Source organism: Aquimarina sp. (genome assembly GCF_977115655.1).
The window spans coordinates 55549-69786 of the sequence record NZ_CDSBKO010000009.1; the positions used below are offsets into that span (position 1 = coordinate 55549).

The 14238-nt window shown below is 30.9% G+C and carries 26 protein-coding genes; all 26 read right to left on the reverse strand.

Annotated elements, in window-relative coordinates; genetic code table 11:
- Window positions 1–119: 119 nt before the first annotated feature.
- Window positions 120–464 (reverse strand): hypothetical protein, encoded by a 345-nt coding sequence (locus tag ACZIYX_RS05660; protein ID WP_462681235.1) that lies wholly within the window; start codon window positions 462–464, stop codon window positions 120–122.
- A gap of 225 nt (window positions 465–689) precedes the next feature.
- Window positions 690–1379 (reverse strand): hypothetical protein, encoded by a 690-nt coding sequence (locus tag ACZIYX_RS05665; protein ID WP_462681236.1) that lies wholly within the window; start codon window positions 1377–1379, stop codon window positions 690–692.
- A 186-nt stretch (window positions 1380–1565) separates the two neighbouring features.
- Window positions 1566–2072 carry a hypothetical protein gene (locus tag ACZIYX_RS05670; RefSeq protein WP_462681237.1) on the reverse strand — a complete coding sequence of 169 codons (507 nt, stop codon included), beginning with the start codon at window positions 2070–2072 and terminating at the stop codon, window positions 1566–1568.
- 10 nt (window positions 2073–2082) lie between these two features.
- Window positions 2083–2328, reverse strand: coding sequence for a hypothetical protein (locus tag ACZIYX_RS05675; protein WP_462681238.1), 246 nt, complete (start codon window positions 2326–2328; stop codon window positions 2083–2085).
- Window positions 2318–2620 (reverse strand): hypothetical protein, encoded by a 303-nt coding sequence (locus ACZIYX_RS05680; RefSeq protein WP_462681239.1) that lies wholly within the window; start codon window positions 2618–2620, stop codon window positions 2318–2320. The genes ACZIYX_RS05675 and ACZIYX_RS05680 overlap by 11 nt, the downstream gene beginning before the upstream one ends.
- The gene (locus ACZIYX_RS05685) at window positions 2617–3036 is read right to left on the reverse strand and encodes a DUF6678 family protein (protein ID WP_462681240.1); all 420 of its coding nucleotides are present in this window, start codon (window positions 3034–3036) and stop codon (window positions 2617–2619) included. Before ACZIYX_RS05685 ends, ACZIYX_RS05680 begins: the two co-directional genes overlap by 4 nt.
- A 14-nt stretch (window positions 3037–3050) precedes the next feature.
- Entirely contained in the window at window positions 3051–3500 is a 450-nt protein-coding gene (locus ACZIYX_RS05690) for a DUF6756 family protein (RefSeq protein WP_462681241.1), read from the reverse strand.
- The gene (locus ACZIYX_RS05695; protein ID WP_462681242.1) at window positions 3493–3909 is read right to left on the reverse strand and encodes a hypothetical protein; all 417 of its coding nucleotides are present in this window, start codon (window positions 3907–3909) and stop codon (window positions 3493–3495) included. The genes ACZIYX_RS05690 and ACZIYX_RS05695 overlap by 8 nt, the downstream gene beginning before the upstream one ends.
- Before the next feature lie 10 nt (window positions 3910–3919).
- A complete protein-coding gene (locus tag ACZIYX_RS05700; protein WP_462681243.1) occupies window positions 3920–4357 on the reverse strand; it encodes a hypothetical protein in 438 nt (145 codons plus the stop codon).
- 13 nt (window positions 4358–4370) lie between these two features.
- Window positions 4371–4787, reverse strand: coding sequence for a hypothetical protein (locus tag ACZIYX_RS05705; RefSeq protein WP_462681244.1), 417 nt, complete (start codon window positions 4785–4787; stop codon window positions 4371–4373).
- A gap of 2 nt (window positions 4788–4789) precedes the next feature.
- Entirely contained in the window at window positions 4790–5167 is a 378-nt protein-coding gene (locus ACZIYX_RS05710) for a hypothetical protein (RefSeq protein ID WP_462681245.1), read from the reverse strand.
- 1 nt (window position 5168) lies between these two features.
- Window positions 5169–5528 carry a hypothetical protein gene (locus ACZIYX_RS05715; RefSeq protein ID WP_462681246.1) on the reverse strand — a complete coding sequence of 120 codons (360 nt, stop codon included), beginning with the start codon at window positions 5526–5528 and terminating at the stop codon, window positions 5169–5171.
- A 104-nt stretch (window positions 5529–5632) separates the two neighbouring features.
- Complete coding sequence (locus ACZIYX_RS05720; RefSeq protein WP_462681247.1) at window positions 5633–6004, reverse strand: hypothetical protein; 372 nt, start codon at window positions 6002–6004, stop codon at window positions 5633–5635.
- A gap of 113 nt (window positions 6005–6117) precedes the next feature.
- The gene (locus ACZIYX_RS05725) at window positions 6118–6411 is read right to left on the reverse strand and encodes a DUF7677 family protein (protein ID WP_462681248.1); all 294 of its coding nucleotides are present in this window, start codon (window positions 6409–6411) and stop codon (window positions 6118–6120) included.
- Between the two features lie 29 nt (window positions 6412–6440).
- Window positions 6441–6752, reverse strand: coding sequence for a hypothetical protein (locus ACZIYX_RS05730; protein ID WP_462681249.1), 312 nt, complete (start codon window positions 6750–6752; stop codon window positions 6441–6443).
- On the reverse strand, window positions 6749–7195 hold the full coding sequence (locus ACZIYX_RS05735) for a hypothetical protein (RefSeq protein ID WP_462681250.1): 447 nt from the start codon (window positions 7193–7195) through the stop codon (window positions 6749–6751). The genes ACZIYX_RS05730 and ACZIYX_RS05735 overlap by 4 nt, the downstream gene beginning before the upstream one ends.
- Before the next feature lie 15 nt (window positions 7196–7210).
- Window positions 7211–7525, reverse strand: a complete 315-nt coding sequence (locus ACZIYX_RS05740) for a hypothetical protein (RefSeq protein WP_462681251.1) — start codon at window positions 7523–7525, stop codon at window positions 7211–7213.
- An 81-nt stretch (window positions 7526–7606) separates the two neighbouring features.
- A complete protein-coding gene (locus tag ACZIYX_RS05745; protein ID WP_462681252.1) occupies window positions 7607–7918 on the reverse strand; it encodes a hypothetical protein in 312 nt (103 codons plus the stop codon).
- On the reverse strand, window positions 7899–9905 hold the full coding sequence (locus ACZIYX_RS05750; RefSeq protein WP_462681253.1) for a PA3715 family protein: 2007 nt from the start codon (window positions 9903–9905) through the stop codon (window positions 7899–7901). The genes ACZIYX_RS05745 and ACZIYX_RS05750 overlap by 20 nt, the downstream gene beginning before the upstream one ends.
- 13 nt (window positions 9906–9918) lie before the next feature.
- The gene (locus ACZIYX_RS05755) at window positions 9919–10491 is read right to left on the reverse strand and encodes a hypothetical protein (protein WP_462681254.1); all 573 of its coding nucleotides are present in this window, start codon (window positions 10489–10491) and stop codon (window positions 9919–9921) included.
- A 19-nt stretch (window positions 10492–10510) separates the two neighbouring features.
- A complete protein-coding gene (locus ACZIYX_RS05760) occupies window positions 10511–11284 on the reverse strand; it encodes a hypothetical protein (protein ID WP_462681255.1) in 774 nt (257 codons plus the stop codon).
- Window positions 11285–11291: 7 nt separating this feature from the next.
- Window positions 11292–12272: a hypothetical protein gene (locus ACZIYX_RS05765; RefSeq protein WP_462681256.1), complete on the reverse strand. Its 981-nt coding sequence runs from the start codon at window positions 12270–12272 to the stop codon at window positions 11292–11294.
- 64 nt (window positions 12273–12336) lie between these two features.
- Window positions 12337–12786 carry a hypothetical protein gene (locus ACZIYX_RS05770; RefSeq protein ID WP_462681257.1) on the reverse strand — a complete coding sequence of 150 codons (450 nt, stop codon included), beginning with the start codon at window positions 12784–12786 and terminating at the stop codon, window positions 12337–12339.
- A 24-nt stretch (window positions 12787–12810) separates the two neighbouring features.
- Complete coding sequence (locus ACZIYX_RS05775) at window positions 12811–13401, reverse strand: hypothetical protein (protein ID WP_462681258.1); 591 nt, start codon at window positions 13399–13401, stop codon at window positions 12811–12813.
- A gap of 38 nt (window positions 13402–13439) precedes the next feature.
- Complete coding sequence (locus ACZIYX_RS05780; protein ID WP_462681259.1) at window positions 13440–13853, reverse strand: hypothetical protein; 414 nt, start codon at window positions 13851–13853, stop codon at window positions 13440–13442.
- 29 nt (window positions 13854–13882) lie between these two features.
- Entirely contained in the window at window positions 13883–14224 is a 342-nt protein-coding gene (locus ACZIYX_RS05785) for a hypothetical protein (RefSeq protein WP_462681260.1), read from the reverse strand.
- Between the last annotated feature and the right edge of the window lie 14 nt (window positions 14225–14238).

The following is a 14238-nucleotide window of genomic DNA, read 5'->3' on the forward strand; positions in this document are numbered from 1 at the left end:
TACGGCAGTATGAGTGATTTTCAAACAAAAGGCCTTGTCATCTTGAGCTTGTCGAAATAGCAATACAATATTTTTCCGTTATCCTATGAAAAATAACTCAATTTGACGGCTTTTTAAAACTAAGTCCTTACATCAAATTCGCGTTTCAAATAGTATTCAAACCATTCTGTTCTACACCACAATCTACTCATTTCCTGACATAATTCAATTTTATAAATCTTGTCTATGAGTTTTCTTTCTTTATCCTTATTGTCAGGTTTAAACCAACGTTTTTTGATTAGCTGATAAATACCTGAGATTATCAGCAATAGTAGAGTAATAGCTACTATCCAATAGCTTACAACTCCAAGAGCATCAACCTTAATTATTTTATTAATCACAACAAGTGCGAATGCAATAGCACAAAAGAGAATTGGTCTCCACCATGTCCATGTATCAAAACAGTATATGAATATTTTCTTCATTTTTAGTTATTGCACATAACGCATTGGCTATCGTTAGTAAGGGAATTAAAAATACTGAGCTTTAGATTAAGAACTTAGCCAAAACTTTTAATTTTGTTTTATCTTTTTCTTTATAAAGCTTAATCAAAAAGATTTGGTTTAAAGCTCTAAACTTTGGGTCAATCACCAAAACCCGTGCTAATTATAGCTAATTATAGCTAATTATAGCTAATTTTGGCAGTAGTTTTATTGTACTTTTGTATAATTAATTATATGATTATTAGTCCATTCAATTGATAAATCATTTTCAGTTAGTTTTTTAATTATTCCCTTGGTTGTGAAATAGTAATTGTCACGATATAGAGTAATCGTATCATTAATGATATTATATCTAATATTTCGGTTTTCAGGTATCCCGAAAACATATAAGCCTTTATCACTAAATTTTAATCCATTTAATTCGTTAGCTTCATTTTTAATCCAAGTTCCTTTTAATTCTATCAATGAATATTTACTATTAATAATTGTGTCAAATGATGGAGGGGTTTCAATTACTTTTCTTTCGAATTTTAAATCAGAATTTATTTCACCTCTTATAACTATTTGACTAGAATCTTTTTTTATAATTGAGGAGAATTCAGTTGTTTCTCCATGTTGATGCCAAACCACAGGAACTGTATCAGAAAGATACCCTTTTTTTGATAATAGTAAATCCGCAAAAATTCCTTTAGTACGGTTCATTTTAAAAAAACCGTTGCTGTCGGTTAAAGTTTTGTTGGAATATTTCTCAGCAATATCTTCTTTAACTAATACAGATTGGACAGGTCTCCCTAGTTCGTCAACAATAATTCCAGAATAATAATTATTCAAGTTTTCGCCACATGAATTATAGACTAGAAATATTCCTAATAGTAAAAAGGTTGCAATATGTTTCATTTTTCGAATTATTACTGACGTCAAATTTTGTTGATTCTTGTTCAAATCTCTTTGTTTATAATGCGTTTCATATTTTTAATTTTAAATTTTTCAAAAAAAGCCTTGTCATCTGAGCTTGTCGAAAGAGCGATACAATTTTTCTCCTTTACCCTATGAAAAATAACTTAATTTGACGGTTTTTTAAAACTAAATCTTTACATCAAATTCGCGTTTCAAATAATATTCAAACCATTCGGTTCTACACCACAATCCACTCATTTCCTGACATAATTCAATTTTATCATTTGTGAACAACAATTCTAACTCAAGCGTATAATCCCCATCAACAAGTTTCCATTTTGTTTCTGGAAGGAATAAAGCATATCTGTTTTTTGATTGGGCATGTTTTGGAATACATATTTGAGTTTCTTCCCAATTAATAGTTTCCAGGATGTCGACAAATTCAATTTTCTTAATCGTATTCTTTTTAAGTTCATTAAGATAAAGTTTTTCTAGTTCGATGCATAACGCTGCTTTATTAGAAATTAAGATAAACTTCTCTAAGGCATCTTTTTGATTTGGAGTAAACCATTGCTGATCGGTATCTAAATCCACCCAAACCTCAAAAGACCTTTCCAGCCATGGGATATATACCTGCGAAACAGATTTCATATATATACCATCCTCATCAATTTTCCAATTTTTTGTATCCATTACCAACCTTTTATTTCCAAACTCTTATCTCAGGTCTGCACCAACCTGTTACAATATCTAATAGGTCATATACTCTGTCTTGAAGGGTTTCGTTATCCGATAAGTTGAAAGCTAACTCTTCCAACAATTTTTGAGCAACTTCTTGCGTGCCTCCAGATTTTTTAAATTCTAGTAATATATCACGATCTTTATTTAGATGGTGATTTCCTTCTGCAATATATTCTTGTACTAGCGCTATAAATTCTTTATTTGTCATTTTTTTTAATTCTAAATGAAATATCCTTTAGTTCAAATACCTGAAAATTATGAACCGTCCAGCCTTTACCCTCTACTTTCCAATTATAGGCATCTAATTGATCGGTTACCTCATCCAACAATTCTCCTATACAAAAACTATTTACAAGCTCTTCAAACTCTGTAATTTTTTGAATCAAATCGTTATCAAATGAATGTGAAACAATAACACCTTGCACCAAATTATCCTCAAAACTTTCTACAAGCACTTCAGTTTTTTGCTCGTTGTTTTTATCTGTGAGTATTAGCTTCATTTATATCCATAAATTTTTAATCCTGATTCAACAATTTCATATTCAAACTGCTTTCCTGTTTGTAGTACTTGTTCTATGAATTCTATATTTTGAGTCTTAATTTTTGGGGCTAACGATTCTTCTCGATTTTTTCTTTCAGAACTAATTTCCGAAGGGATTAATATCCATTCTATCTCTTTTAACTCAAACACGCCCCAGCATTCTTCAAGGTATTTTTTATGGATAAAATCTGCTGTATCCGGCAAAGTTAATTCTCGTATTTTATCGTCTAAAAGCAGTTTTACCTTTACAATACAGGGTGGATTTGTTTGTTTTAATATTGAAAATAAAGCTTTCCATTTTGTAGTGTTCATAAAACTAGCTCTGCTATCTATTTCCTGTTGTAGTTTTAGTGGATATTGTTCTGGTTTAGTCATAAAAAAAGAATTAATTATCTCAATCTACTGCTATTTAATGTTTTTAGCTCTTTTCCTACTCCGATTAATTGGTCACTATGATTTTCGCAGAGTAACCATTGTTTGTTTTTATCGATCACATAATACTCAAACGCAGAGCATTCTCCAATCAATTCACCAATCACAGCCGGTTTACAATTATAAATAGGATAATACTCCTCTTGGTCATCTTCTATCATAAGCCAAACAGTATCAGATTCTTTAGGGATAATATGGATTAGCTCTTCAAAAGGTCTCTCATACGCTACAAAATAAAATGCTTCTTGTTTAAAATCTTCCCACCACCATTTTCTGTCTCCTGATTTCACAAAGCAATCCAACAATTCCAGATACAGTTTTTTTATATTTATTACCTCACAAATATCCGTCTGTTTTAATTGTAATGTTTTTATTGCTTGTTCTATTTCTACTTTAACCTCACCCATTTGTTCTTACATCGTTTTTTATAATTTCGAAGCAATCATCCAAAACATTGACCTGAACCTCAAACCCGAGTATTTCTTCTATTTCTGTTTTTCTAACTTTTTGAAATTCTAATCCAAAAACATATATTTTGTTCCATGCATTAACATTTGAATACCCGCTTTGATGATGATCATCTATGACTCCCAGAGTATTATAAAATGTGTCTTCAATAGTATCTTTAATTTTGAATGCGGTAACCCCTTTATTAGGATGGTAACTATTATTATCCTTCTTCCAAACATCGTTTATTTGAATATCATTTGATTTGGAGTTACATATCCAAACTGGATACTCTCGGGAAACAGTGTATACGTCCTTTTTCCAGTTTGTATCCAAAACAAAGTATATTTTGGTTTTTATGCTCCTCATTTTTACATTATCATTTATTACAAAGCGGGTCTATCAAATCAAACATTTCTTTCCGAGTGGGATTTTTGGGAAATGGCTTATCCAATATCTCCCTAAAGAACAGTCTATAATCGGTTACAAAATCGTTAAATTCTATATTTGTTAGTTTATTATAATCCTCTACGGTATCGGGCAGAGCCCTGGATAAAACTGTATTGTATATGTCTTCTTCAAAGTGTAAACTGTTTTGCCAATCATCGCCGGTATTTTCCCAAATTGATATCAACCCTAATACTCGTAATGGATCACTACCCATAAACTGTCGGGATCCTTTGATCGCTATAAAATCACCATGAAAATCCTCTGTGTTATTAGGATAAAAAAATAGTTTATAGCCTTTAGATTTTATAATACTTAGTGCGCTGTTATACGTATTCATTGCGTCTGCAATCCGGCATCCTTGCTCCATGTTTCTTGTGTTTTTAAGCGGTTATGATGTCTTGCCAATAGGCATCAAAGCCATTGATTTTAATTTCTTTTATATCGGTATCTGTAAAGTGAATATGAAAATCCATGCCATTTAATATAGGTTCTTCAGGAAATTTTTTGTTATAACCATCTTTATCTATTCTCCATAAATTAAAGTACACAAAAGTAGATTCTTCTTTCTTTACCTTTTGTATTCGGTGCTTTAACTCCTGTTTGGTTACATATTTGTAATAATTACCATCATTACTAAATTCTTCAATAATAAAGAAGGGAAAACTTGCATCTATTTTTATCACATCCAGTGTATTTTCATTCTTTTTACTATGGGGCTTTACTGTGGCTTCATCTTCAAAAACCGCATAAATAAGTTTGAATGTGTTGTATGTTATGAGTTCTCCTATAATATACATACTTAGTTTTTTATATCGTAATATTCAAAAGCATCTTTCAATGCATATTGTTGCTTCTTCTTTGTTTCCCAAGCCATATATTCTTCTTTAAAATCATTAAAATCACTTGGAATGCCTTTGAGCCAGTACATCTCTCCATGAAGTGTCAACATTGCCCAATGATACTCTAATTCATGCCCTAAATACTCAACATCATCTAATGATTTTGGTTCTTTATGTAAAAAACTTTGCTTTAGTTTTTTATCAGCTTGTGCATAAGTAGTATTTCCGTATGCAACCATAATATGCTTGATTAATTCACAAAATGAATAGTGATTAAAAATGACACCTTCAGTTTCCTCTTTATATTGTAAATTGTCTCTTAATTTTTGATCTTTCATCTTACTTTTTCTCTTTAAAAATGTGCTTAACAATTTGTCCATTCCAATGTGTTGTATTTCCTGTTAGTTGTTGACCCCGTAGTTCTAAGACTATGTTTTCTGCGTACGTATCTTTTGTTTCTTCCGGAATAAAATCAATACTGATTTCCTTATTGTACAACAATTCCCAGTTATAAGTTCCTATTTCGTATACTGATTCTTTACCACAGGTTGATATTTCTATTTCTGATATCTTTACCTGTTTTTTATCAAACCATAATGCTAAATAGATTGTGCTACCTGCACAGGGGTTATCGTCTGGTGTTTCTTCGCAAACCGTCGCTACCTCTGTTCTTAATTCTTTGTTTAAGTATTTTTTCATTTTCTGTGCATGTGTTGATAAACAGCAGGTACACAGTATCAAAACCATTGTAATGCTCTTTTTTCTACTTGTATTATTGATTTTAAATAATTGCACTTTATGTATCATATACTATTGCTTGTTGTTTGTTTTTCTATCCTTAGTTTTTTACAATGAATATTTATTGGTTGATATCCATCAAGGTTTAGCACAAGATTCTGATCTAAATCTTTAGAAATTTTCTTGGTATGGTAATTCAAATTATCAATTCTTGTTCCATTCCAATTAGGTTCGACAGCATCCTTATTCAGTACATCAATAAATTCATTTACTTTTCCAGAATTGAAAATTCCAGAAAAGGTAATTTTTAAATACACCTTGTTTGGATAAAAAATCTCATATAACATTACTACCAAGCTTAACCTATCTTCTTTTTCCATTTCACAGGAAACAACAATCGCGTCATGAAAATTATAGTCTAGTTCTTTTTTAAGCATTTAAAAGTATTTTATCCTTCATTTTCTTCTTTTATAATTTATTCTTCTCGCGTAGCCCACATAATCACATCACGAAAATCAATTTTAGCGCTTTTGGTCAATTCTATAAAACATTAATGCAATTCTGTTTCCCAATCTTCATAAGGGGGCTCTACTTTAAACTCCGGATCACAATAGGAACGAAGGTAATCTACGGCTCTTTTTTCTGCATATTTTGCATTAAGTACTTCTCCGTTTTCATCTAGTTCAATAACATTGGCAAATATGGCAAAGACTTGTTCTATGGCGCTTGGTTCTTCTCCATATAGTTTTATGTAATCAATACCTTTTAGTTGGTAATGTGTACCACTTGCCATAAAATATGCAAAGGTTCGTAAGGCACCGCTAAAGGATTCGCTTAGTTTCATGTGTTGTGCTTTTGGTTATCGCTAATGGGTTAAAGGTTCGTTTTAAATTTTTTCAGGATTTTACCAATCGTCTTATTATCTATTTTTTGAATAGGAAATTCTGCTATTAAAAAAGATATTCCCTCTGTACTCTTAGCGTCTATTCTTTCATAGGACTCTGTTTTTCGGTATCTACATCGTAAAAGATACACTTCTTTTCCGTTAGAGCAATAAAAATCCATTTCGTGGTTTTCTGTAAATACTAGGGGAATTTGATGTATATCGATTATTTGCCAATGATCGATTTCCCTGTCGTATCCATTTTGATATGCTGCGCGTTTTTCAAATTCGGTTACAGTCATTTCTGTATGATTTTTTCTTTTATCTCAAGGTTTTCAGAAAACACTTCAATCACTCCTTCTTCAGACGGAAATTTAGCCCTGAACACCATTTTTTCATTCTTAAAAATATCTTTTTCAATTCCTACTTCATACGTAATTAAGTCTTTATACATATCGCCAAAATGTATCTGGTTAATGTGTACCTGACTAACATTGACAAAGTATATTTTGAATACCCTGTTTTCCCCTGTTAATAATAACGTTATTTGATAATCTTCTTCTGAAACACATTTATATTCTATTTTTTGAATACGACAATCATGCAAACTTTTTTCTCCTAAATTGTGCCTTTTCGGATCAGAAATAAAAGCAAACAATTTTAGAGAAATTCTATTTTTAATGGTTTGAAGATATTCTACATAATCTTCGAACTTACCTCCTTCATAAGATTTGTTAAATTTCATTACGCCCATAAAGGATTATTTTTTAGGTATTAAAATTTCATCGGTATCCTCATCAACTATTTCCCAATTCATTTTATTCGCGATTCTAGTACCAATTTCCAGATAATGTTTTAGGGATTCGTCTGTATCAAAAAACAGTATTTCAATAAGATTTACTTCTGCAAAGCATTCTCTTTTATTTAAACTAAAGTTTCCGTGCTTATCACATTTTATTAGCGAAATCACCCCCCAGGGATAATCATCTGCATTTTTAAACTGGACTTTATCGGTTTGCTTTAACTCAGGGATCGTTTTTATAAACTCTATTAATCGCATTGTATGTTTATACATTGAGTATTTTGAATCAAATCGAATGTTTAAATATTTATATGCCACTGTAATTATTTAATTCTTTTTAACCTGAACAAAAAATCATTCTACAATTTTATAATTCTTGTCTTTATATACAATTTTAAGCTTGCTATTATGCCGTTCTATATCCCATCCGTTATTTAGCGCAAATTTTATAGAATCACTTACAAATTTTGGTGTAACCACCTTGGGTTCAAACCTGGATGGTTCATTTTCCTTATCATTTACAAATTCCCATACATCGTACCACCCAAAATCTATAGTCAAACTATTATTTTTATTACCATTAGGTCTAACATCAATAATTCCTTGAAAACGCCAGTTAAAATCAAGGTTTTCAACCTTTATAGGCCTAAACCTCCTTTTTTTCATAGGTTTTACCATTAAATTTCAATACCAAAGTTTCATTGGTCATGGTTTCTTTAGAATCGCATTCTCCATTTTTATCTTCAACATTTTTGGTTTCAGTAATCTTACTTTTTACTATAATATCAAAGTATTCATTGGTTTTTTCTTCAGACATAATGAGTGTGCGTGTAAAATCTGTAAATTCTCCTGCACAGTTAGTATCCCATTCTCCTATGTGATTCATTACCTCATAATTATGCAATACTTTTTTCAAGGTATTTCCTGATTTTATGAATAAAGAAATGGTTCTATTGCTATATGGGTTTGGTTGAGAATTATTATAACAATAGATTCTTACCCCAAAAGCCCTTTTATTTTCAGAAACCATATATGGCGCTGTGTCTATTTTTATTTCAGCTAATCTTACGGCATCAGAAATCCAACCATTTGTTTTAGAACTTTCAAAGTATTTGTGCGTTATTTCACCTGTTGTATTGTTTACCAATACTATATGACTGTTTAACTCGAACATTTGTGCATCGTATTCTCCATAAATTTCAGGAATCACTACAATGGTCTCGTTGCTATTATTGGGCTGAACTTTTGAAACAATGAGATCTGTTTTAATTTTTTGCTTGTTTAAATGGAGTTGTTCTATGACCTTGTCTACTAAACTTGCGTTTTCAGAACCATCTGTAATTATGGGCGTTATTTTTCCGTTATCGAGTATTTTAAAAACTTCGATTGTCTCACTTTTTTCTTCCATATCAGCAATACTGTTAATGGTGAGTTTATCAAGTTCTATTTTAGACTCTATTTTAAACATCCCTTCTGCTATTTCGTCATAGGCAATGACTTTTGAGTCAATAATATTTCCATCTAAATCGTAGTTAATTAAAGTGGACTCCATTTCGTGTTCTCCTTTTAGAATAGTTACCACTACGGTATGAAATTTTTGAGAGAACTCTAATCTATAGGAAGCTATTGCCCGATAGTTATGGCCTTCTTTATTAAAATCGGGATATAATTTCTCTAATTTTAACGCCTGCTCGTCAACTTTTTTATAGTCTTCTTCTTCTATAAAATTATCAAAATTTGTGTTCTCTACGAATGGTAAAGTTCTAAATAAAATAGAAGACCGTAGTTCTTCAAAACTTGAATTTCCCGAATCAGCTTCTTCCAAAGTTGCATTTTCAACTAAAACTTTAAATTGATATTCAAAATCTTTATCGTATTCTATAAATTTTCCATCTTGATGTGGGTTTTGATAATGATGCGTTTTTTCAAAATGGGCATCTGGTTCTTTATGGCGATGTGTTGTTTTCCAAATCTCTCCCGTAAAATAGTCTTCTATTTCCAGCTTTGATGTATCATAATTTTTGGCTTTTTTATAGTCTGTCAAAAATTGTTGATATTCCAGCTTCGTATTTTTCATTGTCTTAACTAAAGAGGTTTGAAAATCTTTATCCACATCCTTTTTTCTGTAGAGCATATAGTTCCTAAAGTTTCCTCCATATTGTACAATTCCTAATGAATCCCCCTTTTGGTAGATGAATACCTTATTGCACAAATAGAGCCCTTTTGTGAAATCATCTTTGGTATATCCTTTAACGTCTTCCACATCGCAAATTGCCAGTTTATGAAAGTTATTTTCAATTTTCCTTATGATTCCAAAATCCCCTATGGGTGAAATGTCTTTTCTTTTATACGCCGAATAGAACCCAAAATCGGTCTCAGATAGTCTTTCTATTACAATAGCTGCTTTATAAATCTCAAAATTTTCAGAATCGATCATATATGTAGTACCATCTATCAACTCGTATACCCCCGAAAAATCTACAACGGTATTTTCATCAGTAGTGCTACTTAAATCTTCTGCCTTAATAGTTGGTGATCCTTCTACTTGTTTAATTGCGTCTGTGGCATTATCTTCTACAGCTCCTTTTTTTTCTTTGTTATTTTCGGCACAAGAAAGTAGTGCAACAATTAATAGAATGTATAGTTTTTTCATATTGTATACGTATTTAGTTCCACACCCTCATTTCTAAGTTACAATAACCTGTTGCAATATCAAGAATATCATCTGCTCCGTCTTGCAAGATATGGTTGTTTATCTCTGTGTTTTTAATCGTGTGCAAAACACTAATTGCTTCCTCTTGGCTTCCTCCTGAGTTTTTAAATCTCAAAAGTATTTTTCTTGTGTCCTGATTGAAGCAATTGCCTTGTTTTGCAATCTTAAGAAGCGTGTTGTAAAGTTGTTTTCTTATTAGGTTTTTTAATGAAATTATTAATTCATCCAGATTTTCGTATATATGAACAATAGTGTGTATGGAAAAAACACCTATTTTATCCTTATCAGGCAAAAAACAGTAAAAATCTTCATTTACGGTATCTACCAAAAAAGGAAGAAAACCTGTATGGCTCATAAAGTGGCTTTTACCGGTGAAATGAATATCACTGTTACGATACGATATGGTATTCCATTCAAAACCATCATTAATTATAAAATAATGAGAAAACACATCTTCATTTTGGTTTTTAAGTAAAGTGAATTCCTTTTTAAAATGATTATATGCCCCTGAGTTTATACTATTCATCCTCTTAACGTCTTAATTGCTAATGAGCTTCATCATAATATGCTTTGATTTCTTTTAATATAGCATATAACGTTTTATCGTTTTTTTCTAAAGCCCTTCGTTTCCAAAATGTTATATTCCAATATTTACCATGTAAATTCTGGGAATCGGCTTTAAAATAGATATCTTTATAAAAAGCTTCTTTATCTGGTTTACTTGCTATTTCTTCATAAGCGGCAATACATGATGCTAGTTTTTTGTCGAATATTTTTTGATAAACACTTTTAGGTATACTCTTGCAGACACTATACTTATACTTATTAAAAATCTGCCCTAATCTTTCAGGGTTTCGGTATTTGTTTAAAAAACTTAAAATAAGTTTTGACTTTAACGATGCACTTTCTGTAAACAAATCATTAAAAAAAATATGATTAAATGAACGTGTTGAGTAATTGATTGATTCTCCTATAATACCATTTATCATACCTTCTTCCCCAAAATCATCAATAATTACTTTTAATAGTTGCTCGTCACAATTTGAAGGCAACTCTTTTTTGTTTATATAATCTTGCAAACAGGGGTTAACTGTATTATAATCAGCTTGATTTAGCTCTAAATATTGGTGATTCATCGTGTTATTTTGAAGTTGGGCAAGGCTGTTTTCTACTTTATCTTCATCATTAGCTATATGTATTAGCCGTTCGGTTTCTTTTTCACTTTGTGCTATAAGCTGTGAGGATTTTTCAGAAAAATAATAGCCCAGAGCAACAAGAGCAAGTCCTGTAAAAATTAATATAACAATGATCTTTTTCATAAGAAGCTTAATTACTATAGTGTTCTTGAATTTCTTTTAATATGTTATAAACCTGTTCGTTGTTATTTTCGCTAAATCGTCTGTCCCAAAAACTAAAGGGCCAGGACAATTTATAGGTGGTGGTAAATTCCCTGGAAGGGAAATCCAGAAATTCCTTATCTGAAACATCATATTGTTCATAAAAAGTTTTATATCCGGGCTCAGCAACAATACGGTCGTAAACGGTTATCAAATCATCCACTACTTGCTTGCATAATCGATCATATTTGGTCTTTGAAAAAAAGGTATAGATAAAGGCTTTGTTATACTGCCATAGTGTTTGCATACGCTCTGCAGATCTACTATCAAAGTCTTTTAGTTTGCCTTCTATATACAATAGGTTACAAAACGCTTCAAAATAACTGAAGTTTTTAGCATCATTCAAATCCCCATAATCATCTTCTAACTCACGGTACTCGTGATCGGCAGGAATTATGTACAAGACCTCATAATTAGATTTTAAATACGGTGCAGAACTGTCTTTTTGTTGAAAAACAATAGCAAAAACCTTGTTCCAGTAGTCCTGACTGTATTCTTCACTTTTAAATTGTTCAATAATTTTATTTTGTAGGGTATAAAGGTACGATGCTTGTTCTTGATAACTGTTTTGGCTCATATTGATCAAAAAATATTCATACCCATTTAAAGAATTGCGGTAGTTATGAAAATATTCAAAAGCTTTGAGTTCTGCTTCCCTTATAGAGGCATTGGCTATCGTTTCTACTATATTGTCATCTTGTTTGGTATACCGCTGCGCTCTTTTTTTATATGTGGTAAATTCTAAATAGCCATAAAATAGTGCCCCAAACAGGAATAAGACTGATGCCATTAACACTAAAATGCTAAAAGCTTTATGTTTTAGATAGCCTTTTTTTTGAATACCCAAAACTAAAAGTGTCATAACACAAAAAATAATCGAGGCGATAAGTATTTGTAATGCAAATGTCATTTTAACTTTGTTAGATTTAGTAATTCTTTTTTTTTATCAAACAACTCATTTCCAAATAGTATTGTTACTTATATTGTTTTTTTACAGGATGCACAATCATAAACCAATTGGTCAAATAGGTTACCTCAACAGTACGTTTGTTATAACCTAATGCTCCAACATCTTGTATTTGATATTCTATTTTTTGGAAAGATGCATGTTTATTTTGATATACTACTTTTTGCGTTTGCCAACTAGCAGATGAAAAAATGATTTTTATAGGGTGGATAGCCAAAATCCCAACAAGTGTAAGTAAAGGAACAATGGTGGTAATTGTTTTTGTCTTTAATCTTTTAAAGAACCAGAGGTTCCAGATTAAAACTATGGGAGTTATTATTATAATTCCTACATAAGAAAATGATTTTATAGCCTGGTTTTTAATATCAAAATCCGTAAAAGCATCTAACACAAATAATAAAAGTATTAGAAAAAAAATACTATTTAAGAATAATGATATGTACCTTTTAATAATCATTTTTATCTGTTAGCTTTTTTGGTTTTAGTCGATATCCACCGTTTTTACAATATAACCATCTTTATAATACTCTAATATCCCACAATAGCGAGTAGTGTCATTTTTACAGGCGCGAATGTTGTATGTTGCCAATTTATAGTTTTGATACATAGACAAGTCTTCTACAATCATACCGCTAAGGTCTTCTTCATTATCGATAAAATATGCAGTACCGTAATCTTGAAACACGTACAGTTTTGAACTCTTGGTATAGGTATAAAAAGCCAGAGTAGCATAAGGAGCTTCATGTGTATTCTGCGAGTATCTTTTCTCGGTATCCACCAAATTATTGTCTATCATTTCCACGACCCTTTCTTTTATGATTTTATTCAAGGAGTCCCGATCTTTAATTTCATTTTTTACCAGGTATAGATTAGGATATACTTTGGATTGTACAAACTCCATTTTTACAAAAAACAGCCTGTGGATTGTTATACCAAGAATACTGCTCCCTATTAAAAAAAGTGCCCCGAACATTCTTGCTTTTTTTTGAAAAACCCATCTAACGATTTTATAAAGCAAAAACAGCCCTATGCTTGCAAGTATGACTAAGAAAATGATTAGTAGTATTCCCATTTATTGGTTTTAGATTTATCAGTTCATACCATTTTGTTCTAAAATTCTGCTCCTTTTTCCCAAACAAGTATATGTTTAGGTACTGATGTTTTTTGTTGTACTTCGTACCAAACCGTAATCCGGGTATTTTTATCTTTTTCCCACGTAACTTCGTCTATCAAAATAGATTTACTTTGCCTTTCTTTTCGGGTGTATTTATCAGATATTTCAACTCTGAACTCTCCTTGGGCATCGTCTAAAATAAATTGCTCTATAGAGTAAGGGGTTCCGTATTTTTTAATAGCCTTTACTTTTGTTAAAAGCATTAATTCTTGAGTAGAAATAGTGTCTTTAGAATATATTAGTTCTGAATTATCAGCATGGTATTCTGAGTTTGTGATCGTTTTTTTCTCTTTTGAACTTTTAGAACAAGAGATTAAAATACACAGGATTAGAATATATGGACTCTTCATTTTTTTAATTTTATATAACTTTATTCATTTTAAATAACATCAATAACTTTTTCTAATATATAATGTATAACTCCTACTATTGCAGTAATAACAAGAAGAACCACAAGTCTGGTAATTATCGATTTTATGTTTTTTTTCAGTTTCTTTTTAAGGTAAAACACATCTAAAAGAATAAATAAAAATGCAATTATAAAGCCAATGATTAATCCAATGTGAAGCAATCCCCAATTGTAAAACATATACAATAAATACCATATTCCTTCATCAGATGCGTTGTTGGGACCTAAAACAATTCGCATATAGCATATCCCCAGTACAATAGCTGTAATTGTCCAAATTATATAGATTAAAATTTGTTTTAAGGTTTTCATCTAATTAGTGTATC